This window comes from Phyllobacterium sp. 01N428 (genome assembly GCF_056399405.1).
On the sequence record NZ_JBFTRH010000006.1, the window covers coordinates 278,532 to 304,338 of the forward strand.

Annotated in this window: 28 protein-coding genes and 1 tRNA gene; 6 read left to right on the forward strand and 23 right to left on the reverse strand. The window is 59.9% G+C overall.

The genetic code is table 11. The annotated features are described in order from the left end of the window. Nucleotides 1-78: 78 nt before the first annotated feature. Nucleotides 79-621 carry a hypoxanthine phosphoribosyltransferase gene (hpt, locus tag AC1DNI_RS16575; RefSeq protein WP_027231345.1) on the forward strand — a complete coding sequence of 181 codons (543 nt, stop codon included), beginning with the start codon at nucleotides 79-81 and terminating at the stop codon, nucleotides 619-621. Here the strand turns inward: hpt and AC1DNI_RS16580 are convergent. The 4 genes from AC1DNI_RS16580 to argH all read right to left on the reverse strand — a co-directional run bounded on the left by AC1DNI_RS16580 (nucleotide 618) and on the right by argH (nucleotide 6,247). Beyond that, on the reverse strand, nucleotides 618-3,182 hold the full coding sequence (locus AC1DNI_RS16580) for a TIGR02302 family protein (protein WP_477692634.1): 2,565 nt from the start codon (nucleotides 3,180-3,182) through the stop codon (nucleotides 618-620). The two genes, hpt and AC1DNI_RS16580, sit on opposite strands and share 4 nt — an antisense overlap. Nucleotides 3,183-3,305: 123 nt before the next feature. After that, a complete protein-coding gene (gene lysA, locus AC1DNI_RS16585; protein WP_477692635.1) occupies nucleotides 3,306-4,571 on the reverse strand; it encodes a diaminopimelate decarboxylase in 1,266 nt (421 codons plus the stop codon). 9 nt (nucleotides 4,572-4,580) lie between these two features. Further along, entirely contained in the window at nucleotides 4,581-4,766 is a 186-nt protein-coding gene (gene lptM, locus AC1DNI_RS16590) for an LPS translocon maturation chaperone LptM (RefSeq protein WP_091948373.1), read from the reverse strand. An 80-nt stretch (nucleotides 4,767-4,846) separates the two neighbouring features. Then, nucleotides 4,847-6,247 carry an argininosuccinate lyase gene (argH, locus tag AC1DNI_RS16595; RefSeq protein WP_477692636.1) on the reverse strand — a complete coding sequence of 467 codons (1,401 nt, stop codon included), beginning with the start codon at nucleotides 6,245-6,247 and terminating at the stop codon, nucleotides 4,847-4,849. 34 nt (nucleotides 6,248-6,281) lie between these two features. On the opposite strand from argH, the gene tlpA reads away from it, so the two are divergent. Continuing rightward, the gene (gene tlpA / locus AC1DNI_RS16600) at nucleotides 6,282-6,959 is read left to right on the forward strand and encodes a thiol:disulfide interchange protein TlpA (RefSeq protein ID WP_477692637.1); all 678 of its coding nucleotides are present in this window, start codon (nucleotides 6,282-6,284) and stop codon (nucleotides 6,957-6,959) included. 197 nt (nucleotides 6,960-7,156) lie between these two features. On the opposite strand, the gene AC1DNI_RS16605 is transcribed toward tlpA, so the two are convergent. The 11 genes from AC1DNI_RS16605 to AC1DNI_RS16655 form a co-directional block, all read right to left on the reverse strand. After that, nucleotides 7,157-9,085, reverse strand: coding sequence for a DEAD/DEAH box helicase (locus tag AC1DNI_RS16605; RefSeq protein ID WP_477692638.1), 1,929 nt, complete (start codon nucleotides 9,083-9,085; stop codon nucleotides 7,157-7,159). Nucleotides 9,086-9,408: 323 nt separating this feature from the next. Next, entirely contained in the window at nucleotides 9,409-9,882 is a 474-nt protein-coding gene (locus AC1DNI_RS16610) for a YaiI/YqxD family protein (RefSeq protein ID WP_477692639.1), read from the reverse strand. A gap of 3 nt (nucleotides 9,883-9,885) precedes the next feature. Beyond that, the gene (locus tag AC1DNI_RS16615) at nucleotides 9,886-10,524 is read right to left on the reverse strand and encodes an exopolysaccharide biosynthesis protein (RefSeq protein ID WP_477692640.1); all 639 of its coding nucleotides are present in this window, start codon (nucleotides 10,522-10,524) and stop codon (nucleotides 9,886-9,888) included. A 21-nt stretch (nucleotides 10,525-10,545) separates the two neighbouring features. Further along, nucleotides 10,546-11,583 carry a TerC family protein gene (locus AC1DNI_RS16620; RefSeq protein WP_153667233.1) on the reverse strand — a complete coding sequence of 346 codons (1,038 nt, stop codon included), beginning with the start codon at nucleotides 11,581-11,583 and terminating at the stop codon, nucleotides 10,546-10,548. Nucleotides 11,584-11,757: 174 nt separating this feature from the next. Continuing rightward, a complete protein-coding gene (locus tag AC1DNI_RS16625) occupies nucleotides 11,758-12,639 on the reverse strand; it encodes a 3-hydroxybutyryl-CoA dehydrogenase (RefSeq protein WP_477692641.1) in 882 nt (293 codons plus the stop codon). Between the two features lie 97 nt (nucleotides 12,640-12,736). Further along, nucleotides 12,737-13,666 (reverse strand): electron transfer flavoprotein subunit alpha/FixB family protein, encoded by a 930-nt coding sequence (locus AC1DNI_RS16630; protein WP_153667234.1) that lies wholly within the window; start codon nucleotides 13,664-13,666, stop codon nucleotides 12,737-12,739. A gap of 21 nt (nucleotides 13,667-13,687) precedes the next feature. After that, complete coding sequence (locus tag AC1DNI_RS16635) at nucleotides 13,688-14,437, reverse strand: electron transfer flavoprotein subunit beta/FixA family protein (RefSeq protein ID WP_477692642.1); 750 nt, start codon at nucleotides 14,435-14,437, stop codon at nucleotides 13,688-13,690. A gap of 204 nt (nucleotides 14,438-14,641) precedes the next feature. Further along, the gene (locus tag AC1DNI_RS16640) at nucleotides 14,642-15,403 is read right to left on the reverse strand and encodes a rhomboid family intramembrane serine protease (protein ID WP_477692643.1); all 762 of its coding nucleotides are present in this window, start codon (nucleotides 15,401-15,403) and stop codon (nucleotides 14,642-14,644) included. 23 nt (nucleotides 15,404-15,426) lie between these two features. Beyond that, entirely contained in the window at nucleotides 15,427-16,005 is a 579-nt protein-coding gene (locus AC1DNI_RS16645; RefSeq protein WP_477692644.1) for a cob(I)yrinic acid a,c-diamide adenosyltransferase, read from the reverse strand. A 9-nt stretch (nucleotides 16,006-16,014) separates the two neighbouring features. Beyond that, the gene (locus AC1DNI_RS16650) at nucleotides 16,015-16,212 is read right to left on the reverse strand and encodes a twin transmembrane helix small protein (RefSeq protein WP_477692645.1); all 198 of its coding nucleotides are present in this window, start codon (nucleotides 16,210-16,212) and stop codon (nucleotides 16,015-16,017) included. Between the two features lie 43 nt (nucleotides 16,213-16,255). Next, nucleotides 16,256-17,089: an SDR family oxidoreductase gene (locus tag AC1DNI_RS16655; protein WP_477692646.1), complete on the reverse strand. Its 834-nt coding sequence runs from the start codon at nucleotides 17,087-17,089 to the stop codon at nucleotides 16,256-16,258. A gap of 106 nt (nucleotides 17,090-17,195) precedes the next feature. On the opposite strand from AC1DNI_RS16655, the gene AC1DNI_RS16660 reads away from it, so the two are divergent. Continuing rightward, nucleotides 17,196-18,050, forward strand: coding sequence for a YihY/virulence factor BrkB family protein (locus AC1DNI_RS16660; protein WP_027231359.1), 855 nt, complete (start codon nucleotides 17,196-17,198; stop codon nucleotides 18,048-18,050). Here AC1DNI_RS16660 and AC1DNI_RS16665 read toward each other — a convergent pair. Further along, the gene (locus AC1DNI_RS16665) at nucleotides 18,017-18,901 is read right to left on the reverse strand and encodes a DMT family transporter (protein WP_477692647.1); all 885 of its coding nucleotides are present in this window, start codon (nucleotides 18,899-18,901) and stop codon (nucleotides 18,017-18,019) included. The two genes, AC1DNI_RS16660 and AC1DNI_RS16665, sit on opposite strands and share 34 nt — an antisense overlap. Before the next feature lie 64 nt (nucleotides 18,902-18,965). Further along, complete coding sequence (gene gluQRS / locus AC1DNI_RS16670) at nucleotides 18,966-19,829, reverse strand: tRNA glutamyl-Q(34) synthetase GluQRS (RefSeq protein ID WP_477692648.1); 864 nt, start codon at nucleotides 19,827-19,829, stop codon at nucleotides 18,966-18,968. Between the two features lie 76 nt (nucleotides 19,830-19,905). On the opposite strand from gluQRS, the gene AC1DNI_RS16675 reads away from it, so the two are divergent. Next, a complete protein-coding gene (locus AC1DNI_RS16675) occupies nucleotides 19,906-20,550 on the forward strand; it encodes a DNA-3-methyladenine glycosylase family protein (RefSeq protein WP_477692649.1) in 645 nt (214 codons plus the stop codon). 108 nt (nucleotides 20,551-20,658) lie between these two features. Continuing rightward, the gene (locus AC1DNI_RS16680; RefSeq protein WP_027231363.1) at nucleotides 20,659-21,216 is read left to right on the forward strand and encodes an HNH endonuclease; all 558 of its coding nucleotides are present in this window, start codon (nucleotides 20,659-20,661) and stop codon (nucleotides 21,214-21,216) included. An 84-nt stretch (nucleotides 21,217-21,300) separates the two neighbouring features. Here the strand turns inward: AC1DNI_RS16680 and AC1DNI_RS16685 are convergent, their stop codons facing one another. Together AC1DNI_RS16685 and AC1DNI_RS16690 are read right to left on the reverse strand one after the other, a co-directional pair. Then, nucleotides 21,301-21,819 carry a disulfide bond formation protein B gene (locus AC1DNI_RS16685; RefSeq protein WP_477692650.1) on the reverse strand — a complete coding sequence of 173 codons (519 nt, stop codon included), beginning with the start codon at nucleotides 21,817-21,819 and terminating at the stop codon, nucleotides 21,301-21,303. A 21-nt stretch (nucleotides 21,820-21,840) separates the two neighbouring features. Then, on the reverse strand, nucleotides 21,841-22,431 hold the full coding sequence (locus AC1DNI_RS16690) for a YqaA family protein (RefSeq protein ID WP_027231365.1): 591 nt from the start codon (nucleotides 22,429-22,431) through the stop codon (nucleotides 21,841-21,843). Between the two features lie 245 nt (nucleotides 22,432-22,676). On the opposite strand from AC1DNI_RS16690, the gene AC1DNI_RS16695 reads away from it, so the two are divergent. Beyond that, nucleotides 22,677-22,761 (forward strand) — tRNA-Leu (locus AC1DNI_RS16695). A gap of 81 nt (nucleotides 22,762-22,842) precedes the next feature. On the opposite strand, the gene AC1DNI_RS16700 is transcribed toward AC1DNI_RS16695, so the two are convergent. The 4 genes from AC1DNI_RS16700 to AC1DNI_RS16715 all read right to left on the reverse strand — a co-directional run bounded on the left by AC1DNI_RS16700 (nucleotide 22,843) and on the right by AC1DNI_RS16715 (nucleotide 25,779). Next, a complete protein-coding gene (locus tag AC1DNI_RS16700; RefSeq protein WP_155810780.1) occupies nucleotides 22,843-23,001 on the reverse strand; it encodes a hypothetical protein in 159 nt (52 codons plus the stop codon). Between the two features lie 29 nt (nucleotides 23,002-23,030). Further along, nucleotides 23,031-23,828 (reverse strand): transporter, encoded by a 798-nt coding sequence (locus AC1DNI_RS16705; protein WP_477692651.1) that lies wholly within the window; start codon nucleotides 23,826-23,828, stop codon nucleotides 23,031-23,033. 97 nt (nucleotides 23,829-23,925) lie between these two features. Beyond that, nucleotides 23,926-24,738: a transporter gene (locus AC1DNI_RS16710; RefSeq protein WP_228017755.1), complete on the reverse strand. Its 813-nt coding sequence runs from the start codon at nucleotides 24,736-24,738 to the stop codon at nucleotides 23,926-23,928. Between the two features lie 84 nt (nucleotides 24,739-24,822). Further along, the gene (locus AC1DNI_RS16715) at nucleotides 24,823-25,779 is read right to left on the reverse strand and encodes a GlxA family transcriptional regulator (RefSeq protein WP_477692652.1); all 957 of its coding nucleotides are present in this window, start codon (nucleotides 25,777-25,779) and stop codon (nucleotides 24,823-24,825) included. Between the last annotated feature and the right edge of the window lie 28 nt (nucleotides 25,780-25,807).

The window sequence follows — 25,807 nt, forward strand, 5'->3', positions numbered from 1 at the left end:
ACTTTGCTTTTTGCCTCAGGATCAGGCTATAGAGCGCATCTGCGCAACCACCCCGTATATGAAACCGGAAAGACACGCATGCCAAAGGTCAGCGGAAGAAACATCGACGTTCTATTCAGCGCCGAAACGATCGCGGAGCGGAACCTCGAACTTGCAAAGGCCATTGTCGGGCGCAACTTCCAGAACCTCCTCGTCATTTCGATCCTCAAGGGATCTTTTATCTTTGCAGCCGACCTGATCCGCGCCATGCACGATGCAGGCGCGGAACCCGATGTCGAATTCATAACGGTGTCAAGCTACGGCAAGGGAACCGAGAGCGGCGAAGTGCATCTTTTGCGCGATATCGACAGCGATGTGCATGGACGCGATGTGCTGTTGATCGATGATATTCTGGAATCGGGCAAGACTCTCAAATTCACGCGCGAACTGATGCTGGCGCGCGGCGCCCGCAGCGTTTCCATTGCCGTGCTTCTCGACAAGAGCGTCAAGCGCAAGACCGATATCGAGGCCGATTTCAAGGGTTTTGAATGCCCGGACTATTTCGTCGTCGGCTATGGCATGGATGTCGGGCACTCATACCGGCAACTGCCCTATGTCGGCGTCGTGACTGACGACGCTTAATCGAACTTCAATAGCCGCTCGAGATAATCCTTTTCCATCTGCGGGCTCAGCGCATTGCCAAGCCTGCGGCGGATGGCATCCAGGATCTCGCGCGCCCGCTGGATATCGATTTCGCCGGGGACCTTTGTGCTGGTGCCGTCGTCCATGCCGCCAGTGCGGCGCTCGCGGCCGAGCGGATCGAGCCGGCCGTTTTGCTGGCGTCCTTCCGGTCCGGTCTGGCCCTCCTGACCCATCGCCTGCTGCATCTGTTTCATCATGTCCTGGCCGCCGCGGCGCAAGGCGTCGAGCGCATTGCTTTGCTGGTCGAGCGCCTGCCCTCCATCAGCTTCGCCGAGCGACTTGCCGGCATCGCCCATTGATTTGCCGGCATCGCCGAAGTCCTTGCCCGGATTGATGCCGAGGCCCTTAAGATCGTCCATCATCTGGTCGAGATCGGATCTGAGCTTGTTCTGCCCTTCCTGCAGGCCGCGCAAGGCGTTCTCGATCTCCTGATCTGACATCTGGCCCTGGTTGCCCTGTTGGCCATTTTGCCCTTGTTGACCATTCTGGCCGTAGTCCTGCTGCATGCCGTTCTGGCGCTGTTGCTCAAGGCGGTGGGTCTGGTTCATCATATCCTGCTGGCGCCGCATCAGCTCGCCGAGCTTGTCCATCTGCTGGCGCATCTGACCTTGCTGCCCGTTCTGGCCACGCTGGTTCTGCCCCATCTGCAGATTGTTGAGCATGTTCTCCAATTCGGAGAGCAACTGTTGCGCCTGATCGCGCGAACCCTGCTTGGCAAGATCCTCGATCTGGTCGAGCATGCGGTCGAGGTCTTCCTGGCGCAGTTCCTGCATGTTCTGGTTCGGCGCTTGCGCCATGTTGGGATTTTTCTGCGCCTTTTCAGCAAACTCGCGCAGATACTGGTTCATCGCCTGTCGCAGTTCGGCCATGCGGCGTTCGATTTCTTCCTGGCTCGCGCCCCGTTCCAACGCCTGTTTCAACGCTTCCTGCGCTTCACGCAGCCGCCGTTCAGCGTCAGAAAGGGCGCCATCCTCGATGCCGCGCGCGACCTGCCACATATAGGCGACAACGTCGCGCAACTGGTCATCGGTGCGGGCAATGTCGAGCCGTGTGTGGACGCTGCGCAAGGCCAGATAATGCGAGGCGTTCTTGATGGTTTCTTCCGGCCACATCGTGATTGCGTCCAGCGTGTTGAGCACATCCTGCCGGGCGTTGGCATTCAGCGCCAGGTTGCGGCGCTGCTCGATTACCGCACGGGCCAGTGGATTGGCGAACGGCCGCTCCGGCATGATGAGCGTCTTCGTTTCGCTGCGCGCCTCCTGCTTGGCGTCATCGGTGGCAATAAGCGTCATGCGGATTTCGGAGCCCGCCCATGGATGTTCCGTAAGGTCCTTGGTGGTCTTGGTCTCTTTCGCCGGTTCGCCGCGGCGGGGCAGGGCAAGCGGAAGATCCGGCGCATTGTAGAGCGGACGGGCGTCGTTGTCGGCAGGCTTGGCCTGTTCCATCCTGGCGACGGCACTGACCGCGCCGTAATCATCCTTGATTTCGTAGGTTACCTCCATCGTCCCGTTTGCCGCGCTTGACGGGTCCTTGGTGAAGCGGATCGAAGGCGGCTCATCCGGGATGACGGAGAAAGTCCATTCGGCGTTGCCGCGGCCATCGACAAACAGCGCGACGGTGCTGGTCGCGCCGAGCGACATTTCGAAATTGCGCGGCCTGTCCTTTACTGCCTCGCCTTCAGGCTGCTTGCCTTCCTGCTTGGCAGCAACGTCCGCGGCAATTCCGCCTTGTGGTCGCAGTGTCACCTTCTCCGTACCGTTTCCACCGATAACGCGGATAGTGAGGATGCTGCCTTCCGGAACCGTGAACTGCTTCTCGGCGGTGTTGGCTGCTGACGTCAGAAATAGCGGGGCGCGCCCGGTATAACGCGGCGGCGTGACCCAGGCATCGATGCGCGGCGGCGCCACGTTGCTACCGCCATGGCTGCGGAAAGCATCGCTGATATGCCCGCCCAAAGGCCCGCCAGAGAAGGCAAAAGCAATAACCAGAAACAGGCCGACGATCGCGCGCAAACCCCACGGGTCGATTTCGGGAACACGCGTTTGTGGCAGGTCGCTCTTGAGATTGCGAATGCGTTCCGCCATCCGCCGGCGGTGCTCGTCCCAGAGTGCGCGGGCGAAGGGGTCGGAGCTGCTCGTCGCCAGTTCTTCCGATTGCACGGTGATTGGCTGGTGGTCGAGGGCATTGACCTTTTCGAGCCGTGCGTCGATCTCCTCCTGATCCGGCAGGCGGAACGTCAAAAGGAAATAGAAGCACGGCATGAGTGCGATTAGGAAAAGCGCCAGCGTACCGAGGCGCAAGAGATCCGGCATCAGCCGGAAAATTCCAAACCAGGAAAGGCAAAGAAAGACGCCGCCGAGCAGCAGGAACGGCAGCAGCAGCGGCCACAGGCGCTCGAAACCGATCGCGACCCATGTGGACAAACGGAGGCGATCGATACTCCTGAAAATATCGAACCTGACCCCTTCAGCGTCCCGTTGGTCGGGGTGTTGATCGGTCATACGCACTCCATCTCGGCAACATCGACGATGATGGCCCTGAAGAACAATAACATCCATCATGGCAAAGGCGAGGCCTTGGCCGAAAAAACCGATCATAGTTTTGTGTTTAGGTCTGTAAAAAACTCACAACCATTCAGGGATCGAATCAAGCCCGATCAGCTCCTCATAGCTCGTGCGTCGGCGGACAACATGGAATTGATCGCCGCTGACAAGGACTTCCGGCACGAGCAGGCGCGTGTTGTAGGTGCCGGCCTGCACGGCTCCGTAGGCACCGGCCGTACCGATGGCGATGAGATCGCCTGGCGCCGGCCGCGGCAGGTCGCGGTCCAGCCCAAGATAATCGCCGGTCTCGCAAACCGGCCCGACAATGTCGGCGCGGATACGCGGCTGCGAAGCTGAAGCCTCCCTGACGGGCCGGATGATATGGAAAGCATCGTACAAGGTCGGGCGGATCAGATCGTTCATTGCCGCATCGACGATGACGAAGTTGCGTGCGTCGCCTTCCTTGACGAAGATGACCTCGCTGACGAGGATACCGGCATTGCCAACGATGAGCCGCCCGGGCTCGAAGATCGTCTTCAGGCCCAGCGGTTTGATGTGCCTCGCAACGATCTCGGCATAGGCATCCGGCAGCGGCGGCGGGTTGTTGTCGAAATGATAGGGGATGCCGAGGCCACCGCCGAGATCGACATGCTGGATGTCGTGCCCATCGGCTTTGAGCTGGGCGACCAGCTCGGCGAGGAGACGGAACGCATTGTCAAAAGGTTCGAGATCGGTGATCTGGCTGCCGATATGCATGTCGACGCCGATGACCTTAAGTCCCGGAAGTTTTGCGGCCCGGGCGTAGACCGCACTTGCCCTTGCAAGCGGAATGCCGAACTTGTTTTCCGATTTGCCCGTCGAGATCTTCTTGTGAGTCTTGGCATCGACATCGGGGTTGATGCGGAGTGATACCGGTGCAACCTTACCCACGGCCATGGCCCTGCTCGAAAGCAATTCGAGTTCAGGCTCGGATTCGACGTTGAAGCAGTGGATGCCGGCAGCGAGGGCATAGTCCATCTCGCCGGGCTTCTTGCCGACGCCGGAAAAGACGATCTTGCCGGCGGGAATGCCGGCGGCCAGCGCACGGCGCAGTTCGCCTTCCGAGACGACATCGGCGCCTGAACCCAGCTTCGCCAGCGTTTTCAGCACAGCCTGATTGGAGTTGGCCTTGAGCGCGTAACAGACGAGCGCATCCATTTCGGCAAAAGCGGAGGAAAAGATCTTGAAATGCCGTTCGATCGTTGCGGTCGAATAGCAATAGAACGGCGTGCCCACGACCCGCGCGATATCGGGGATGCTGACGCCTTCGGCGTGTAGAACGCCGTCCTTGTATTCGAAATGGTTCACGGCAATGGCCTAGATCAATGGGTCGAGTATGAAACGCTTGTCCTGGGCGGGAGGGGCGGCCGTTTTCGGCTCGCCCGGCGCGGAGGTTACGGAAGCTGGCGGCAATTCGAGCGGACCCTTGCGGCCGCAAGCCGAAACGGCGCTCGCAATCGCCAGTGTGACCAGAATTGTCGTCAGAATGGAACGGCTTGCCATAGGTCTTGATCCTGTCGTCCGGAAGGGCGGTTGTCCTTGTCTAGTGCATGATGGCGACTTAGGGAAGGGTCACCCGCTACCTAGAGTTTTGCAATTCGCTTTTGCCAGAACTTGATCTGCTTGCGAACCTGTTCCGGGGCTGTTCCGCCATAGGATTTGCGGCTGCGCACCGATTTGTCGACGGTCACAAAGCCGAACACAGCCTCGGTAATCCCCGGGTTAATGCCCTGAAGCTCGGCGAGCGACAATTTTCCGAGATCGGATTTCTTCTGCTCGGCGAGGGCGACAGCGCGTCCGGTGACGTGATGCGCCTCGCGAAACGGCAGTCCGAGCTCACGCACCAGCCAATCCGCGAGGTCCGTCGCGGTGGAATAGCCCGAGCCCGCGGCCTTCTTCATCGCCGCCACATTGATCGTCATGTCGCCGACCATGCCGGTCATCGCCGCAAGGGCAAGCTCGAGGGTTTCCGCGGCGTCAAACACTGCCTCCTTGTCCTCCTGCATGTCCTTCGAATAGGTGAGCGGCAGACCCTTCATGACGGTCAGGAGACCAACCAAAGAACCGGTGATGCGGCCGGTCTTGGCCCGCACAAGTTCCGCGGCATCGGGGTTTTTCTTCTGCGGCATGATCGATGAGCCGGTCGAAAACGAATCCGACAGCCGCACGAAACCGAACTGCGGCGTCGACCAGATCACGATCTCCTCGGCGAGGCGTGATAGATGCGTCGCGGCAATTGCGGCCACCGAGAGAAATTCGAGCGCGTAGTCGCGATCGGATACGCTGTCGAGCGAGTTCCTGGTCGGTTCGCGAAAGCCGAGCGCCTTCGCGGTCATGTGACGGTCGATGGGAAAGCCGGTACCGGCAAGGGCTGCCGCGCCGAGCGGCGATTCGTCCATGCGGGCGATTGCATCCTTGACGCGGCTGAGGTCGCGTCCGAACATTTCGACATAGGCCATGCAATGATGGCCGAAGGTGACAGGCTGGGCGGTTTGAAGATGGGTGAAGCCCGGCATCAGCGTTGCCGCATGTTCTTCGGCGCGGCGAAGAAACGCCTCGATTAGCTTCTTTAAGGCGACCGCGACCTTTTCGAATTCCGCCTTTACCCAAAGGCGAAAATCGACCGCGACCTGATCATTGCGCGAACGCGCCGTGTGCAGGCGGCCCGCCGCTGCACCGATGAGTTCGGCCAGCCTCGACTCGACATTCATGTGAATGTCTTCAAGTTTGCGTGAAAAATTGAACTTTCCGCTCTCGATCTCTGACAAAATCGTGTTCAGGCCGCCCGCGATCTTGTCGTAATCCTCTGCCGCGATTATGCCGGTTTTCGCAAGCATGGCAGCATGGGCAAGTGAACCTTGAATGTCCTGGGCGTAGAGTTTCTGGTCGAAACCGATGGAAGCGTTGATCTCTTCCATGATCGCGGCGGGACCGGAGGCAAAACGGCCGCCCCACATTTCATTGCTGTTCTTCTTGTCGGACATGATGCGCCTTGGTGAGTAGCGAAAAGAGTAGAAAATGGCAGGCAGCGACGAGACAGGCAAAACCCAACGGAGCAGCAGCAGGAGGATCATTTCCCTTGCCGCGCTCGCAGGCATCCTTGCCGGTGCGGTTGCGGTATACGTGATGGAGCGGCCCTCTGGCAATATTGCCACCGCGACAAACACCGGCGATCAATGTGCGCTGAAAACCGCCAATGCAAAGACGATCGATAAGTCGGCAACCGGTGCTGTGGCGGCGATGCGCGGCGCCGATACGCCGCAATCCATGACGTCGCTCAGCTTCACCGGCCCCGACGGGAAGCCGGTACGGCTCGAGGATTTCAAGGGCAAGACTTTGCTGGTCAATCTCTGGGCCACCTGGTGCCTGCCCTGCCGCGAGGAAATGCCGGCGCTCGACGCGCTACAGGCGAAGAAAGGCGGCGACGACTTCAAGGTCGTGACGATCAATATCGATACGGGCGACGAAACGAAGCCGAGGACGTTCCTGAATGAAATCGGCGTCAAATCGCTGGAGCTCTATCGCGATCCGTCGATGGGCGTCTTCAACGATCTGAAGCGCAAGAACCTCGCCTTCGGCCTTCCCGTCACAATGCTTGTCGACAAGGAAGGCTGCCAGATTGCCGCCATGAACGGCCCCGCCGAATGGTCCGGCGAAGACGCCTCCCGCTTTATCGACGCGGCAAAGGCTCTCTAGATCAGGGCTAATGCTTCCCTGATCGCTATCGCGATCCTTGGGCTTGACCCAAGGTTCTATAAAGGCGGTGCGCCTGGGTCCTCGCGCCAAGCGCGAGGATGATCGCAAACGTGGTGTTTGAGTAGTTGGAGAGAGGGCTCCGCGAAGCCGACGAAACGCGAAGGCTGACGAACAAGGCAGCCCCGGTGTATCGCTTATTATTCGCTGCCGGCGGCGGCGGCTTTGCGTGCCTTCTTGGCCTTGTATTTGTCAAAGCCATGCAACTCGCCGGGCTTGCGCTCCTTCGGCTGCTTTTTCGGCTTTTCGGTGGTCCAGCCTTCGGGCTTCGCCTTGGCCGGCTTGGCTGACCAATCGCCTTTCGGCTTGTCGTCGCGGCTGCGCGGCTTGTCATCCCAATCGCGCTTTTCGCCGAAGCTCTTCTTGCCCTTGTATTCGCCCCCATCGCTGCGGCGTGCACCAGCAGAGCCAGGGCCCTCGCTGCGGGTAATATTTACGCCCTTTTCGCCGCTGCCGTACTGCTTGATGCGGGCGAGGAAATCGTCGGCCTTGCTTGCAGTGATCTCGAAACGCGTTTCGGTGTCGAGAATCTTGATCGATCCCACATCGGTCTTGGTGATATCGCCGGCCTTGCAGATCAGCGGCAGCAGCCAGCGCGGTTCGGCGCGCTGCTTGCGGCCGACGCTGACGGAAAACCATGCGCCACTTTCGAACTCCGTATTGCGCGCCGAGCGCGCTCCGCGGTCAGCCCGATCGCCCCGCTCCGGACGCTCGTCGAAACGGTCGCCCTTGCGCATTGGTTCGAGCACATGCGACGGCGTCGAAGACAGTTCCTCAGGGGCAGGACGTGCGGCCATCTGCTGGCGCAGATAGGCGGCCGCAATCTGCTCTGGCGAATGCTTTTCGAGGAGTTCCCGCACGAAATCCGTCTCGTCCTCAGCTACGGTTTCGGTCAATGACGGATCGTTGAGGATACGTTCGCGATTGCGCTTGTTGATGGCTGTAGCATCCGGCGGCGGGACCATGGAAGTCGCCAGCTTGGCACCCTGCAGCAGGCGCTCCGCCGTGCGGCGGCGTGATGGCGGCACGATCAGCACGCAGACGCCCTTGCGTCCGGCGCGTCCCGTGCGGCCGCTGCGGTGGAGCAAGGTCTCGGAATTGTTGGGAAGGTCGGCGTGGATGACGAGGTCGAGATTGGGTAGGTCGATACCGCGGGCGGCGACATCGGTCGCAACGCAAACGCGCGCGCGACCGTCGCGCATCGCCTGCAGGGCGTTGGTGCGCTCGGCCTGGCTGAGTTCGCCGGAAAGCGACACAACGTTGAAGCCGCGATTGGAAAGGCGGCTCGTCAAATGCTTGACCGCTTCACGGGTCGAACCGAAGATGATGGTGTTCTGCGCATCGTAGTAGAGCAATGCGTTTATAATGGCATTTTCGCGCTCGCGCGGCGCCACCGGCATGATGTGGTATTCGATATCGCTGTGCTGTTCCTTTTCGCTGGTGGCGGAAATGCGCAGCGCATTGTTCTGGAACTGCTTGGCCAACTGGGCGATGGGCTTCGGCACCGTCGCCGAGAACATCAATGTCCGGCGGTCTTCCGGCGCCTCGCCGAGGATGAATTCGAGATCTTCGCGAAAGCCGAGATCGAGCATCTCGTCGGCTTCGTCGAGAACGACGGCGCGCAGGTCCGCCATGTCGAGCGAGCCGCGGGTAATGTGATCGCGCAGACGGCCGGGGGTGCCGACGACGATATGGGCGCCGCCCTGCAGGGCCCGGCGCTCCTTGGTCATGTCCATGCCGCCGACGCAGGACGCAATACGCGCGCCGGTCTGCTCGTAGAGCCATTCGAGTTCGCGCCGCACCTGCAGTGCAAGCTCGCGCGTCGGTGCGATGACCAGCGCATAGGGTGCGCCGATGGATTCGAAGCGCTCGGCGCCATCGAGCAGCGTCGGTGCGATGGCGATGCCGAAGGCAACGGTCTTGCCGGAGCCGGTCTGGGCGGAGACGAGAAGGTCTGCGCCTTCTGCCTCTGGAGCGAGCACGGCGGTCTGGACCGGGGTCAGGGTCTCATAGCCACGGGCTGCCAATGCACCGGACAACGCCGGGGCGATAGAATCGAAGATGGTCATTTATGAACTTTCAAGTATGGGTTTGGGCTGGTGTCTGGGCTCGGCGTCAATGGGAGCACGAGCGGCACGCATATAGCTTTGTTGCGTCCTCGTAGAACTTATCGCGCATTTCGTCAATGGCGGGAGGCTTGCCGCGCGAACAATCCGCCTCCGCCCTCTCGGGAAATCCTGCGATGACCAAGTTTTTTGCGTTGGCGGCAAAGCATTAGGGAAAGGCGCACGGTGCACATTGGTCGCACACGGACATTTTATAGGACCGTACCCAGAAGGGCCGGCGGCAGTGATGCTGCTGCGCTAGAGGCTGTTGGGCGCGGGTTCGTTGGCTAAACGAACCCCGCCCGTTTCAGACGCACGATGGCAAGGTCGAGCGCTGAAAGAAAAGCCGAGCGGTCCTTCGGCGAGAAGGGCCGCGGGCCGCCGGTAATCTGTCCCGCCTGGCGCAATTCCTCCATGAGGTTGCGCGTCGCCAACGTGTTGCCGATCGAGGCCTCGGTGAAGGCCCGGCCCGTCGGCGAAATCGCATCGGCTCCCGCCTTGACGCAGCGGCTTGCGAGCGGGATATCCGCCGTAACGACTACATCGCCCCGGTGGACGCGCTCCGCGATCCAGTCGTCGGCCGCATCGAACCCGTCGCTGACGATGACGCGCTCGATCATCGGGTCGCGCGGGATCGCCATGAAGGAATTCGACACGACATAGACCTTGACGCCATGGCGTTCGGCCACACGGTAGATCTCCGCCTTGACCGGACAGGCGTCGGCATCGACATAGATCGTGATCTTGTTGGCGTCGGTCATGGTTCAGCCGAAAATATGCAAGGCGGCAAGGCCAACGGAGGCGCCAAGGCCGATGGCAATGCCGGCAGCGAGCGCCGCAACGAGCAGCCCGGTGCCGAGCCACAATCCGTCCTGTTCGCCAAGCCCGATCGAAAGCAGAACGATACTCAGTGCCGGCATCTGGTTGATCAGGGGAAACGGCAAAATCACGATCAGTGACATTGCCAGCGCGACAATGCTGACGACACGCTCGACAATGATCTGCGTCACCAGCCAGTAGCGGGGGCGAGCCAGCTTTTCGAACCGCAGCAGAATGGGCTGTATCCGGCCGATGAAGGCGCGGTACGTTTCGATACGCATGGATTTGCGGCGGATGAAGGCAGGGAACCACGGGTTCTCGAAACCGATCAGCATCTGGATCGAGAGCAGCACGAGGGGAATGCCGAATATTGTCGATGTCCCGGGGGGAAGCGGCACCAGGTTGAGCGCCGAAAACAAGATCAGGAGCGCGCCGAAGCTGCGCTCCGAAAGTGCGGACAGGATATCGTCGAGTGATATCCTGTCCGCCTGTCTGTCGCCAAGATGGACAAGAACGCTAGAGAGGCGCCGTTCGTCAGCAGACCCGGTCGGGTCCCAGTCGGACGGTGTTCCGTCAGCGTTCATCGCGTCCTCCTGCTCGATGGTTCAGACCTTCCCCGACGTGTCAGCGGCAGCTGCGGCTGGGGAGGGTTTTCCATCATGTGACAATCCGGCCTTATGCTCGTGCCGGGTGCTCCAAAGCGAACCGAGGATACCCGCGAGCAGTATGCCAAGCGTGATCGACAGTGACCACATCGGCGGTATCTTTGCCAGCCCCAATGCGTCGGCGACGAAAATCTTTCCGCCGATGAAAACGAGGACGAGTGAGAGCGCGTATTTCAGGTAAACGAAACGGTGGATGAGGCTTGCCAGCGCGAAATAGAGCGCACGCAAACCAAGAATTGCGAAGATGTTCGACGTGAAGACGAGGTAGGGGTCGGTGGTGATGGCGAAAATCGCCGGGATCGAGTCGACTGCGAATATCACGTCGGCGAGTTCGACCATGACCAGTGCCAGAAGCAGCGGTGTGATCCAGGTCTGGCGTTTCATCGTCAGCGGATCCGTGCGGCGCACGATGAACTTCTCGCCGTGCAGTTCCGGCGTGACGCGGAAGCGCTTGCTCATGAACTTGAAGACCGGGTTGGCCGAGACGTCATACGCCTCGTCGCCGGAAACGAGCATCTTGATGCCGGTAAAGACAAGGAAGGCAGCGAAGAGATAAAGCACCCAGTGGTATTCCTGGACGATGGCAGCGCCGGCGGCGATCATGATGCCGCGCAGGACGACGACGCCAAGGATGCCGTAAACGAGGACGCGGTGCTGATACTGCTTTGGAATGGCGAAATAGCCGAAGATCATCGCTATGACGAAAATATTGTCCATCGCCAGGCTTTTTTCGACGACGAAGCCGGTGAGATATTGCATTCCGGCCTCAGGGCCGAGTTCCCACCAGATGAACCCGCCGAAGGCGAGGCCGAGACTGATATAAAAGGCCGAGAGCAAAAGGCTCTGGCTCATGCCTATGTCGTGATTTTTACGGTTGAGAACGCCCAGATCAAGGACGAGAAGAACGAGAACGAGGGTTAGAAAGCCAAGCCACATCCACAGGGGCTGGCCCATGGCGTCGGTAAATAGAAGCTCCATGTTGAAAAAGATCCGCCGGCATCGGTTCCAGATTACAGCTCCGACATCACGAGAGAGCCGGTAACTCCCGCCAGAGGGGCCCGGTGCTGCAATTCTGCCTCAGTTGGGAAGAGGCGGAGACCAATGCAAGGGTTTGATCGAAATATACTTTTGCGGCAAGCGGCTGGCGGAGGATCAGCGTGTCGGCACGGGGTGTTCGCCGCGATAGTCGTAAAAGCCGCGTCCCGCCTTGCGCCCGAGCCAGCCGGCTTCGACATATTTGACGAGGAGCGGGCAGGGGCGGTACTTCGAATCTGCAAGGCCGTCATACAGGACCTGCATAATCGACAGGCAGGTGTCGAGACCAATGAAATCGGCAAGCTGCAGCGGCCCCATTGGATGGTTGGCGCCGAGTTTCATCGCCGTGTCGATCGCCTCTACCGAACCGACGCCCTCATAAAGCACATAGATCGCCTCGTTGATCATCGGCAGCAGAATGCGATTGACGATGAAGGCGGGAAAGTCCTCGGCGACCGTAATCGTCTTGTCGAGGCTGGCAACGAATTCCCGTGCGGTCTCGAAGGTCACATTTTCGGTAGCGATACCACGAATGAGTTCGACCAGCTTCATCACTGGCACCGGATTCATGAAATGAATGCCAATGAAGCGCTCGGGCCGGTCGGTGGTGGCGGCAAGGCGCGTGATCGAAATCGACGACGTATTGGTGGCGAGGATCGCCTCCGGATTGAGATTTGGACAAAGCTGGGCAAAAATCTTGCGCTTGACGGTTTCGTCTTCGGTCGCCGCCTCGATGGCGAGATCAACGCCGGCCAGATCCTCCATGCTCAGGGCAGGACGGATATGCGAGAGGGCCTTGACGCGGGCGGCTTCCTCGAGTTTGCCATGGGAAACCGAGCGAGCCATGTTGCCGTTGACCGTGGCGATGCCCTTCTCGATCTGTTCGGCAGACTGGTCATGGATCAAAACATTGTAACCGGCGACTGCGCAAACCTGGGCAATGCCCGAACCCATTTGCCCTGCGCCAATAATGCCTACAGTCTTGATCGTGCCAGCCATGTTTCCATCCGATTGTTATATGTACCATACAAACTAAATGGCCGGGGTAGTATCGTCTACCCCGGCCAGATAATTTCATTTCAAATTTTGAAGGATCTCAAAGCGCTTTTTCAAGTTCCGGCAGGATGGTGAAGAGGTCGCCGACGAGGCCGTAATCCGCCACCTGGAAGATCGGGGCTTCTTCGTCCTTGTTGATGGCGACGATGACCTTCGAATCCTTCATGCCGGCAAGGTGCTGGATCGCACCGGAAATGCCGACCGCGATGTAGAGGTCAGGAGCGACGACCTTGCCCGTCTGGCCGACCTGCCAGTCGTTGGGGGCGTAGCCGGCATCGACGGCCGCGCGCGACGCACCCACCGCTGCGCCGAGCTTGTCGGCAACAGGCAGGATCACTTCCTTGAACTTCTCGTTGGAGCCGAGCGCGCGGCCACCCGAGATGATAATCTTCGCCGAGGTCAGTTCCGGACGGTCGCCGCCCGAAAGCTTGGCTTCGATGAATTTCGACAGGCCGGGATCGGCAGCGGCATTGACGCTTTCGACCGGTGCCGAACCACCTTCACCGGCGGCCGCGAACGTTGCGGTGCGCACGGTGATGACCTTCGTGGCATCGGTGGCCTGCACGGTCTGGATGGCGTTGCCGGCATAGATCGGACGCTTGAACGTGTCGGGCGATACGACTTCGATGATGTCCGAGACCTGCATAACATCAAGGAGCGCTGCAACGCGCGGCAGGATGTTCTTGCCGTTGGTGGTGGCAGCGGCAATGATCGTGTCGTAATTGCCGGCAAGCGAGACGATGAGCGCGGCGCTTGCCTCGGCTAGGCGGTTGGCCAGATCGTCGCTGTCGGCGAGGAGAACCTTCTTGACGCCGCCAAGCTTGGAGGCCTGCTCGGCAACGCCCTTGGCGCCCTTGCCGGCGACGAGCACATGCACGTCCGGGCCGATGGCGAGGGCGGCCGTCAACGCCTTGGCGGTCTGGTCGGAAAGGGTCTCGTTGTCGTGTTCGGCAAATAGAAGAATAGCCATTTTATGTTCCTTTCCTAAATCTCAGAGAACGCCGGCTTCGTTCTTCAGCTTGGAGACGAGTTCGGCGACGTCCTTGACCTTGACGCCGGCCTTGCGACCGCCCGGTTCCTCGGTCTTGATGACCTTGAGGCGGGGCTTGGTGTCGACGCCGTAGTCGGCGGCCGACTTCTCGTCGAGCGGCTTCTTCTTCGCCTTCATGATGTTCGGGAGCGAGGCATAGCGCGGCTGGTTCAGGCGCAGGTCCGTGGTCACGATCGCCGGCAGCTTGATTTCGATGGTCTGCAGGCCGCCATCGACTTCGCGGGTCACCTTGGCGTCGTCGCTGCCGAGTTCAAGCTTGGAGGCGAAGGTTCCCTGGCTCCAGCCGAGCAGCGCGGAAAGCATCTGGCCCGTCTGGTTGGCATCATCATCGATGGCCTGCTTGCCGAGGATGACGAGTTTCGGCTGTTCGGCCTCGACGACACCCTTCAGGATCTTGGCAACGGCAAGCGGCTCGACAATGTCGTCGACCTTGACGAGGATGCCGCGATCGGCGCCCATGGCGAGCGCGGTACGGATTGTCTCCTGCGCCTGCGCGGGGCCGATGGAGACAACGACGATTTCCTCGACCTTGCCGGCTTCCTTCAGCCGCAACGCTTCCTCGACCGCGATTTCGTCGAACGGGTTCATCGACATTTTGACGTTGGCAAGCTCAACGCCCGAGCCGTCGCCCTTCACCCTGATCTTCACGTTGTAATCGACTACCCGCTTAACCGGTACGAGGACTTTCATGGGGACTCCCTCTTCAAAAAAGAAAGGCAGATTTAACTGCCTCAATATAGTACCCGCTTGCCGGATGCCGACATTGAGGTGAAAAAAACGACACGTCAGGTGCCGGAATTGCGCCGGACCGTAAATATGAGGGAAGTAAAGGTCAATTGGTGCGGCGGGCGATTTTTAAGTTCAAACGATTGAATAAATCTCATGTCTCGGGTGCTAACGCCCCCACCGGACCGGCGGCACATTTGAGGTTGCCTGCTCGGGCGCCTTTTCGGTTATGACTGCCTTTGGAGAGACAATCGCCCTGTCGAAAAGCGGCACGCCGCGGCGCTTCATGATGATGATCAGAAGCGCACCCGCAATGATGCCACCGACATGGGCCGGCCAGGAAACCTGTTCAGCGCCGCCGAACCCCAACATGAGAAATTGCGTCGCCACCCACAGTGCGAGCGGGTAGATAGCGGGGATGCGCAATGGGATTCGCCCGAAGGCCAATACCCATACGCGGACACGCGGGTGGAGCAGCAGATAGGCCGCAACAATGCCGGCGATTGCCCCCGACGCGCCGATGAGCGGCATTTCCGAGGCGGGCAGAATGACGCCGTGCAGAAACGCACCCGCCGCCGCACAGAGGAGATAGAAGATCAGGAACTTCACATGTCCAAGGGCGTCCTCGACATTGTCGCCGAACACCCAGAGGAACAGCATGTTACCACCGAGGTGGAAGATATCGGCGTGCAGGAAGGCATATGTGATGTAGGTCGCATCCGGCGGCACGAAATCGTAGTTCGCCGGGAGGTTGACCAGATGGTGGATGACGGCGGGGATGTAACCTAGGCCGATCGCGGCGGCCTGCGATACGTCGCCCGCAACGCTCATCACCGCGAAAACCAGGACATTGATGCCGATCAGGGTCAGCGTGACATATTGGAGCTTGATGTATTTGAGGCTGTTGGCGTCATGCAGTGGAATGAACATCGGCGCCTCTATCCCCTCCGCACTTAGCGATTATGCCCGGGGACCCATAGCACGTCCTTCGCGCCATTGTCATTGACGACCCGTGCGGCGACGAAGAGAAAGTCGGAAACGCGGTTGATGTATTTGAGCGCCGCCGGTGTCACGGTTTCGTCCGGCTTCTGCGACAGCGCAACCATGTGGCGCTCGGCGCGCCTTGCCACGGTGCGCGCCAGGTGAAGTGCCGCCGATGCCGGCGATCCGCCGGGAAGCACAAAGGAGCGCAGGGGCGCAAGGTTGGCGTTGAGCGCGTCTATATCTGCCTCGACCCGCTGGACCTGACTGTCGATGATGCGTAGCGGCTCGTAGGCAAGTGACTCGCCGGTATCGGGGGTTGAAAGGTCGGCGCCGAGATCGAACAGGTCGTTCTGGATGCGTGCGAGCATTGCATCAAGCTCCAGAAAGGTGCCCGTGTGGATGCGCGCAAGCCCGATGCAGGAATTCGCTTCGTCGACGGTGCCGTAGGCTTCCACGCGAAGGTCATGCTTCAAGCGCCGCTCGCCACTGCCTAGACCCGTGCTTCCGTCGTCGCCCGTGCGCGTGTAGATCTTGTTGAGCTTGACCATTTGTGAAACCTAGCCTGCCGCACGATGGAAATAGAGTGCGCCGACGATGAGGATGATGGCGATCAACTGCAGGAAGATGCGCAGTTGCATCATCTTGTTGGAGAAGTTGGCATCGCCTCCCTTCATCATATTCCGCAGTCCGATGAGAAGAACGATCGTGACTGCCGCAATGGCAACGACCGACAGAAACTTGAAGATGATATCCATGATGCATTTCCTTTCAGACCGGCCAGACTATAGGCTGATCTCATTATGATTGGCGTGCAAGCATGGCGTATAGCGCACGTGCGCTGAGAAATCTGCTTGCGAATGCGCTAATTTTTGCCGGGCGAGTAACGATATAATGCGGCCTCGGGCGTGGATTTTCCAAGGCGTCCTTGAGCACCGCATAAACTGCGTCCGGACCAAGCTTGAAGCGGGATTTGGTTCCGCCACCGCCAAGCCGGCTTACAAGTTTGCGGTAGTCATCGCGATGCACCGATTTTTCCGCATCGATATTCGCCTCGAATTGCTTGAGCGCATTCAAGGGAAAACGTGTTGCAATGGGCCCCGGCTCGATGAGGGACACCTCGATGCCGGATCCCGCAAGCTCCATGCGCTGCACGAGCATGAGGCCCTCGACGGCAAACTTCGAGGCGACATAGGCGCCGCGGCACTTCATCGGCAACAAGCCGAGGATGGAGGAGCAATGGACGATCCGTCCGTGTCCCTGTCGGCGCATGGCGGGAACGACCATTTGCGTCAATTCGTGCCAGCCGAAGAAATTGGCGTCGAACTGTTCGCGCAAAGCGGAAATAGGCAAGTCCTCGACCGCGCCGGGCAGCGAATAGGCGCCGTTGTTGAACAGGGCGTCGAGCTTTCCGCCCGTGCGGGAAAACACCGCATCGACGGTGGCGGCGATCGATTGCGGTTCCCGGTAGTCGAGGTAGAGGCCGGTGAGGCCGGCTGCATCGAGGGCTTCGATATCGGCCGGTTGCCTCGCGGTGGCGAACACAGTCCACCCGTCGGCCTTCAGCGCCCTTGCGCAATGCGCGCCGATGCCGCTGGAACATCCGGTAAGGAGAATCGTTCTGGAATCGGCCATGTTGCTGAATGTTTTCAAATTGTTCGTTTGATCCAAGACAAGAAAAGACTTCACATATTCGACCGCGCCTTGCAATCTTGGGCTTCACAGGGGGCAATCATCGCCGATGCGTAAAGTGTTTGGGTTTCTCCGGCGTGTGGTCGCCGATGCGCTGGGGCATTTCCTGACCGATGACGGTTGGGCGCTTGCCAGCCATGTCGCCCTTTCCGGCATCCTGGCGCTGTTCCCGTTCCTCATTTTTGCGACGTCGCTTGCGAGCTTTCTTGGCGCTAGCGCCTTCACCGATACGGCCGTGCACGTCATCTTCGATACCTGGCCCGATGTCATCGCAAGACCGATTGCACAGGAGGTGCGCAACGTCCTCAACGTGCAGCGCGGCGGACTGCTCACGGTCAGCGTCATCGCGGCCGCGTATTTTGCCTCCAACGGCATCGAAGCGCTGCGCGTTGCCCTCAACCGGGCCTACCGCGTCATCGACACGCGCTCGATCATTTTCTGCCGGCTGCAAAGTCTCGGCTTCGTCATGGTCGCGACGATCGGCATCATGGCTATCAGTTTCCTGCTCGTCCTTGCACCGCTCGCTCTGCGCATTGCAACACGCTGGATACCGGAACTCGTCCTCGTTTCGGGTACGATTGTCTTCTGGCGCTATGTCATTGCTACGGCGGTTCTTGTCGTCGGCCTCCTCGTCGTGCACCTCTGGCTGCCGGCCGGGCAGAGGCGCTTCGTCGACATCCTGCCGGGCATTCTCATCACCCTGATCGCATGGACCGTTGGCGCGACCATTTTCGCAAGCTATCTCGAGACCTTCGCCTCCTATGTGACGACCTATGCGGGTCTTGCCTCGATCATGGTCGCTATCGTCTTCCTCTATATCATCGCCGCGATCTTCATCATCGGTGCTGAGGTCAATGCGGCGATCATCCGCTACCGCGAAGGTAAGGCAGCGGAACGTCTCTGACCCGTCGACAGCGCCACTCCGAGCGTGGCAATCGCCATGCCGATGAGCTGGAAATGCGTCAGCGTTTCGCCAAATAATACGTAGGCCATGAGCGCGGTGACGCCCGGCACGAGATAGAACAACGAAGCGACCTTGGAAACGGCGCCTTGCTTGATCAGGATCATGAGAAGCAGCACGGCACCGATCGAAAGCACGAAGACCAGCCAGAACATTGCAAAGGCAAGCGGGGCGGCCCACGTGACTTGATGCGTTTCAAGGACCAGGGAAAGTAACCCCATCAGCACCGCGGCGCCGAAATATTGCAGAGCCGTCCCTGCCTTCAGGTCGATAGCGCCGACGAAGCGCTTTTGCCATACGGTGCCGGCGCTGATGGCGATAACCGAGACGATCGATGCGGTAACAGTGGCAGGCGTGATCCCGTCCGCCGAGACAGACAGCTTCGGCCAGAGCACCATGGCGACGCCGGCGAAACCGACGGCCAGACCGGCCCAATGGCGGGGCTGGATAGTCTCGCCGAGAGCAACGCCGGCAATCAGCGCGGTGATGAGCGGCTGCAGGCCGACGACCAGCGCCGACATGCCGGCGGGCAGGCCCTGGTGGATCGCCCAGAACACGGCGCCGAGATAAACGCCGTGGATGAGACAACCGGCAATGATTGCATGCATCGCCCCGCGCCTGCCCGGCCATGCATTGCCCGTGAGCGCGACCCAGACCCCGAGGATTGTGCCTGCAATAAGAAACCGCAGCGTCAGAAACAGGAACGGCTCCATATAGGGCATCGCATAACGCGCGCCAATGAAGCCTGTGGCCCAGAGCAGAACGAAGAGTGCGGGGAAAAGACGTACGGGCATGTCGGGGGACCGGCGGAACGAGGATAGCAGGGCTGTTTATACCCGAACGTTGCGTAGCGAAAGGTCAGAGGCCGACCATGGTCAAAATCTGCTGAGGCGTCACTCCCGCTTGCCGCAATTCCCGCAAGGACGTGTCCCTGCGGCTTTTCGACAGTTTCTCGCCATCACGGTCAAGAATCAACGCGTGATGGTGGTAGACCGGCGGCTCAATCTCCAGCAAATGTTGCAGGAGCCTATGGACGCTGGTGCTTTGGAAGAGGTCCCGGCCGCGCACGACATGCGTTACCCCCTGCGCGGCATCATCGGTTACGACCGACAGATGGTAGCTCGTGGGTACATCCTTGCGGGCAATGATGACATCGCCCCAATCCTGCGGACGCGCTTCGACACTGCTTTCGCCAGCTCCTTCTTCGTGCCAGCTTAGCGGAGCCGGAATCGCCGCCAGCGCCCGCTCTATGTCGAGGCGAAGCGCGTAGGGCGAGCCGTCTTCGATGCGACGGGTACGCTCGTCCCGCGAAAGCTTCCGGTCATGGGGCGGATAGAGCAATGCGCCGTCGGGATCGCGCGGCCAATTCTTTATGCCGCCTTCAGTCGTTTCGGCAATCCGCCTGACTTCACCGCGGCTGAGAAACGCCGGATAGACGAGACCCATGTCGGTCAACCGCTGCAACGCTTGCTGGTAGACCGGGAAATGCTCCGACTGGCGGCGCACGGGCTCCTCGAAGGTGATGCCAAGCCAGCGCAGATCCTCGAGCGTGGCCGCTTCGAGTTCCGGCGAGCAGCGCTCGCGGTCGATATCTTCCACGCGCAGGAGCAGGCGGCCGCCACTTTCGCGCGCCATCTTCTGGTTGAGGAGTGCCGAATAGGCATGGCCGAGATGCAGGTATCCATTGGGGCTAGGCGCAAAGCGAAAGACAGGAACTGTCATGAGCGTGAACTGGTGTCCTTGCGTGACCATATACGCGGGTTGATACTGTGTTTTCCCGACGATTCAAAGTGACGACATGCGCAGGATAGATACGCTCGACGACGTGGCCGAAGGCCTGACCGCATTGCTCAAGGCTCACCCCGAGCTCGCTGCAGTTGCGGAACGGGCAGGGCCTTTGCCGCTGCGACGCTCCGAGCCCGGCTTTGCCAGCCTTGCTTCGGTCATCGTTTCGCAACAGGTTTCCAAGGCGAGCGCCGCATCGATATGGTCGCGGCTCATAGGGCTCATCGATCCGCTGACGCCGCAAAACTACCTTGCGGCCGGCGAGCAGGCGTGGCGCGCAGCCGGCCTTTCACGCGCCAAGCAGGAGACCCTCGCGCGGATCAGCGAGGCGATCATTGCCGGGGAGCTCGACCTTCTCGATCTTTGCGAGCGGCCGATAGAGGAGGCCATGGCACTGATGACGCGCATCAAGGGCGTGGGGCCGTGGACGGCGGAGGTCTACCTCCTGTTCTCGGCCGGGCATGCGGATGTGTTCCCGTCCGGCGACGTTGCCCTGCAGCATGCCTATGCCCACGCCTACAGCGAATCAGCCCGGCCCGATTCCAAGGCGCTGCGGCGTTTTGCCGAAAGATGGTCGCCCTGGCGCGGGGTGGCGGCCCGGCTTTTCTGGGCCTATTATGCCGCGACGCGTGGCCGCGACGGCACACCAATCGCATGAATTTGATATAGCGGCGTTTTTCGCTGCATAAGCGAGCAATTCGCTTCACATTCTTGTCACGTCCAGCTTACAATAATAGGGCCTGATGGTTGGATTGGAGTTGATTCCTTGACAATAGCCGTCTCGCCGGACGGGTTGCCGGCACTGGTGCTCAATGCGGATTATCGTCCGCTCAGTTACTATCCCTTGTCGCTCTGGTCATGGCAGGACGCGATCAAGGCGGTGTTTCTCGACCGTGTGAACATCGTCGCCGAGTATGAGCACGAGGTGTCCTCGCCTTCCTTTGCCATGCGGCTGCCGAGCGTCGTTTCGCTCAAGACCTACATCAAGCCATCGCGCAACCCTGCCTTCACCCGGTTCAACGTCTTCCTACGCGACCGGTTCGAGTGCCAGTATTGCGGTTCGGAAGAAGACCTGACCTTCGACCATGTGATCCCACGTTGCGCCGGTGGTGAGACGATCTGGGAAAATGTCGTCGCCGCCTGTTCGCCGTGCAATCTTCGCAAGGGCGGACTGATGCCAGACCGCGCCAAAATGTGGCCGCGGCAGAAGCCATTCCAGCCGACAGTGCACGACCTTCACAACAATGGACGGCTCTTCCCGCCAAACCACCTGCACGACAGCTGGATGGATTATCTCTACTGGGATGTCGAACTGGAGCCTTGAGGGTTCGGCAACCCTTCGCCGCGTCCGGCTATTTTTTGCTGAGCTCTCTGCGATGCATAATTTGCTCAGCAGATTGCCAGGCGCTTAACCCCGCCTCATCGCTCCACGGAACGCCACGACAACGAGAATGAGGCTGGCGATGGCGTTCCAGCCGGCGAATGACAGGCCGAGCACGCGCAGCGCCGCGGTGTCGCATGCCGGTGGATGCACTGCGTTGAGGTCACTCAGGAGATTGCCGGCATCGGTGGTGATGGACATTGCGACCGCGGTGCAATCCGTCGGTCCCGCCCAGAACTTCCACTCGACGCCCGCATGGAAGATCGCAAGGCCGAGACCGATCAACATGAGGATGCCGCCCAATGCGATCAGCAGCCGTGTCACGCCTGCCGGCCAGCGCAGGAGAGAGGCGACGACGGCAAGCCCCATGAGCGGAATGCCGGCATAGTAGGGATAGCGCTGCTCGAGGCAGAGCTTGCAGGGCAGGTAGCCGCCCACATACTGGAAGGCCAGCGCCGACCCGACCGTCACTATCATTGCGGCGAGAAGGAACAATGCGGTCCGGAAATGCGTCGAACTCATCGCGGGTGCCGTTGCCATTGTCATGATGCGCGAAGCGTCCTCGAACTATAGATGATAATAGTGGAATACGGCGTAGAGCAAAATCAGCACCGCAGCGGCTGCCCCGGCGATGAGGCCGAGCCGCTTTTCGATGAAATGGCGGATCGGTTCGCCGTAGCGGCGCAAGAGCCAGGCGAGGAAGAAGAACCGCGCCCCGCGTGCAAGAATTGCCGATCCGATGAATACCCAGATGTTGATCGCGGCAGCACCGGAGAGGATCGTCACCACCTTGATCGGGGGCAGATGCGCAAGGCCGGAGGTGATGAGCAGCAGGAGGATCGCATCTGCGCTGGTCGAGCCGCGCAGCGCCTCGAAAGCATCGAGCTTGCCGTACATTTCTAGAATGGGCTTTGCCAGCGTCTCATAGGCGTAATAGCCGAGAAGCCAGCCGGCAATGCCGCCGAGCACCGAGGCGACTGTCGCCACGAGCGCATAACGATAGGCGCGCTCCGGCCGTGCCAGCGCCATGGGAAGATAGAGCACGTCGGCGGGAACGAGGAAAACCGAACTCTCCACGAAGGCGATGATGGCGAGCCAGACTTCCGCGGATTTGCGCGCGGCGAGCGACATCGTCCAATCATAGAGTTTGCGAAGCATATGGCGGTTCCTGTCCGGGGAAGTTGTTCGAGAAAGTCGGTGATCCTTAGAGCAAACTTCATCCAAATGGAATCGCTGCGGTCGATTTTTGCCAGCCAGGCTGTTTCGCCTCTACTTGTGGCCTGCGCGACCGGCAACACACGAGTGCGTTATCGCGAGAAATTGGCGGAATGGTGTTGACCGCGGGCCGCTCCAGCATGTATTTGGCTTTGACGGTGCGGTTCGCCGCACCCGACGCTTTTGCGGCCCCCTTGGCGGAATTGGTAGACGCGCCTGACTCAAAATCAGGTTCCGAGAGGAGTGCTGGTTCGATTCCGGCAGGGGGCACCAATGCACCACCCGAACAATCTGGAAATTGCGTGCGTTACCGGTTCTGGCATGCCTGACCGAGAGCGACAGACATGCGGCAGGTCAAACCCTGTCGTCTACTCTCGGCGTGCAGTTGGTGAAGACCCTGGCATTGATGTCCGTCGGCCTGTCGCAAAATCTGAGGGGGCTTACATTGCCGCTCGACGTGCAACCCGAAAGGCCGATGAGTGTAAGTGCAAGGAGCATCGTCAAACGGATCATGTTTCAGGTCTCCTGCAATTTATGGAGCCTCACTTTGTGAACAGGAACGTGACCACAAAGCGTGCACCCCAACCTTCAGGCCCATCTTTCGGGCTGGCGGCCCAGTAGCGCACCCCGCCGCCGATGCTCACCGGCTGGTCGCCGATCTTCACCAGTTTGGAGACATCGAAGTTAATCGGGATGGACCACTCGCTGCTCTGCCAATCATAGTTCGACTCCGAGCCAAGTTCAAATGTCCATGCATCCTTGGTCGTATAGTCGATGAACGGCTGGACAAAGCTCGTGCTGATATCGGTTCGGTCCCTGTCACCGGCAAATGACCAGAGATGGTTGGCAAGCAGGCCGTAAGTCCAGGACTGAGACTGTTTCAGCACGACGACTGTTGGGCCGGCACCCCATTTCTGGCCACCGAGAAGGTCGTCCGTTGCCGTGGGTAAAAGGAACATCGGGCCCGCGCCCCAGATAATGCCGTCATCCGTTGGCCGCGGCGAGATAAAGAAGCTCTGGGTCGTGTCACCGAGGCCGAATTGCTGACCGGAATGATATGCAACATCGTCCTGCCAGGTAACAGGAAGAATGGTGCGCGAGATGACCGTCCAGTCCTCGTTGAGGGTGAAAGGGATGACCGGTTGGAGATTGACCGTATATTTGCTGCCGTCGCCACGGCCATAACCGCGATCGTAATCGGCTTCGAACGGAACGCTGATCAAGGAGGAAACCGGATTGGAGAGCTTCTTCGCAAGTTCCGCAGTAGACTCCTCGGCATGAGCGGTGGATGCCGCGAACAAGAACAGGTAAATCCAATATTTCGGAAATATTGACGTCATCAAAACATCTCCAGCTCAAATAATATCTTTCAAATCAATTTTGCATGCAGGCAATGAGTGCGACTGTCATCGACGTGGTTTGAATTAGCCAGCCTGTCTATTTCCCCTTTGGAAACAGGAAAGTGACGACAAAGCGCGCGCCCCAGCCATCGGGGCCATTCTCCGGGCTCTCGGCCCAGTAGCGCACGCCGGCCGTGAAGCTTACCGGCTGCTTGTCGAACTTCACCAGCTTGGCGACCGTCAGGTTGATCGGTACCGACCACTGGTCTTCATCCCAATTGTAAGTCGACTCGGTGTTGATGCCGAATGTCCAGGCATCGGGTGTCGTATAGGACAGGAAGGGTTGCAGGAAAGTCGCGTTAACGTCGCTGCGGTCGTCATCGCCGGCGAATGACCAGATGTGGTTGGCGAGCGCGCCAAAGGTCCAGGGGCCCTCCTGTTTGAGCACGACCCCCGTCGGACCCGCGCCCCATTTCTCGCCGCCGAGGAGATCATCGGTCGCGGTCGGTAGCAGGAAGGCTGGTCCAACGCCCCAGATAACGCCGCCCAGGCCCGGCTTCTTTGGTGAAAAGAAGAAGCTCTGCGTCGTGTCGCCAAGGCCGAATTGATGGCCAGACGGCCCCGCAATGTCGTCCTGCCAGACAACAGGCAGGATGGTGCGCGAAATTACGTTCCAATCCTCGTTGAGCGTGAAAGGAATGACTGGCTGGATGTTGATCGTATATTTGCTGCCGTCTTCAGGTCCGTAGCCGCCGTCGTAATTTGCCTGAAACGGCACGCTGATCATCGCGGCCACGGGATTGGAGAGTTTCTTGGCGAGATCGGCGGTCGATTCCTGCGCCTGTGCACCCAACACTGTTGTTGTCAGAACCAGCGGGAGGATCAGGCCATGCGCAAATACAGGTTTCATATCACAATCCCCAAACGCAATACGTTAATAGAAATACAAATCAGAGGTTACATTAGGCAAGGCCAATGGATTTGCCAATAAGGTTCAAAAACGTTCGCGATAGGCTTGTGGCGTGATGCCGACATAGCGCAGGAAGCAGCGTCGCATTGTCTCGTCCGAGCCAAAGCCGCAATGCGCGGCCATGCGCCCGACGGAGTTGCCTTGCTTCAGCATGCGACGCGCCGTTTCGAACCTGATTTGTTCGACCCCGCGCGCCGGCGTCAGTCCGGTCTCGCTCAGGTAGTGGCGACAAAAGCTGCGGGCACTCATGTTGGCTTGCTCCGCCAGCCGGATGAGCGAAAGGTCAGAGCGCAAATTTTCGAGAATCCAGGCGTGCAGGCGGTCGAAGCGCGTGGCGCTCTCCTGCAGGGCAAGTGTCGCGCTGAATTGCGACTGACCGCCCGGGCGCTTGAAAAACACCACCAGTTGGCGGGCAACGGCGAGTGCTGCCTCACGTCCCAGATCAGCCTCGACGAGCGCGAGGGCGAGGTCTATTCCGGCCGTTACCCCAGCGGATGTCCAGATGGCTCCGTCCCTGATGAAAATCGGATCGGGTTCGAGCCTGACGTCAGGAAAGCGTCGCGAAAATTCGGCGCAACGCTGCCAATGGGTGACGGCTCTCCGGCCATTGAGGACGCCCGTCGTGGCGAGCAGAAAGGCGCCGCTGCAAACGGAGACCGTGCGGCGCGCTTGCGCGGAACTCTGTCCGACCCATTCGACGAGCGCGGGGTCTTCGCAAGCGGCGTTGACGCCCCAGCCGCCGGGGATCACCAATGTGTCGAGGTCACGGCTAGGTTCGGGCAAGGGCTCGGCCGTCAGCACCAAACCTGAGCTTGTGCGTATTTGTGACGACTTTCCGACGATTGTCAGCCTGTAGGGCGCCGGGGCGCTGCCGGCGGCGGCGAAGTCGTTCGCGCTCGAAAACACCTGGAGCGGACCGGATATGTCCAGCACTTGGGCGTCGGCGAAAGCCAATATTTCGATATTGCGACCGTTTGGCATGAAATGTGGGGCCTTTGGCAAACTTGCC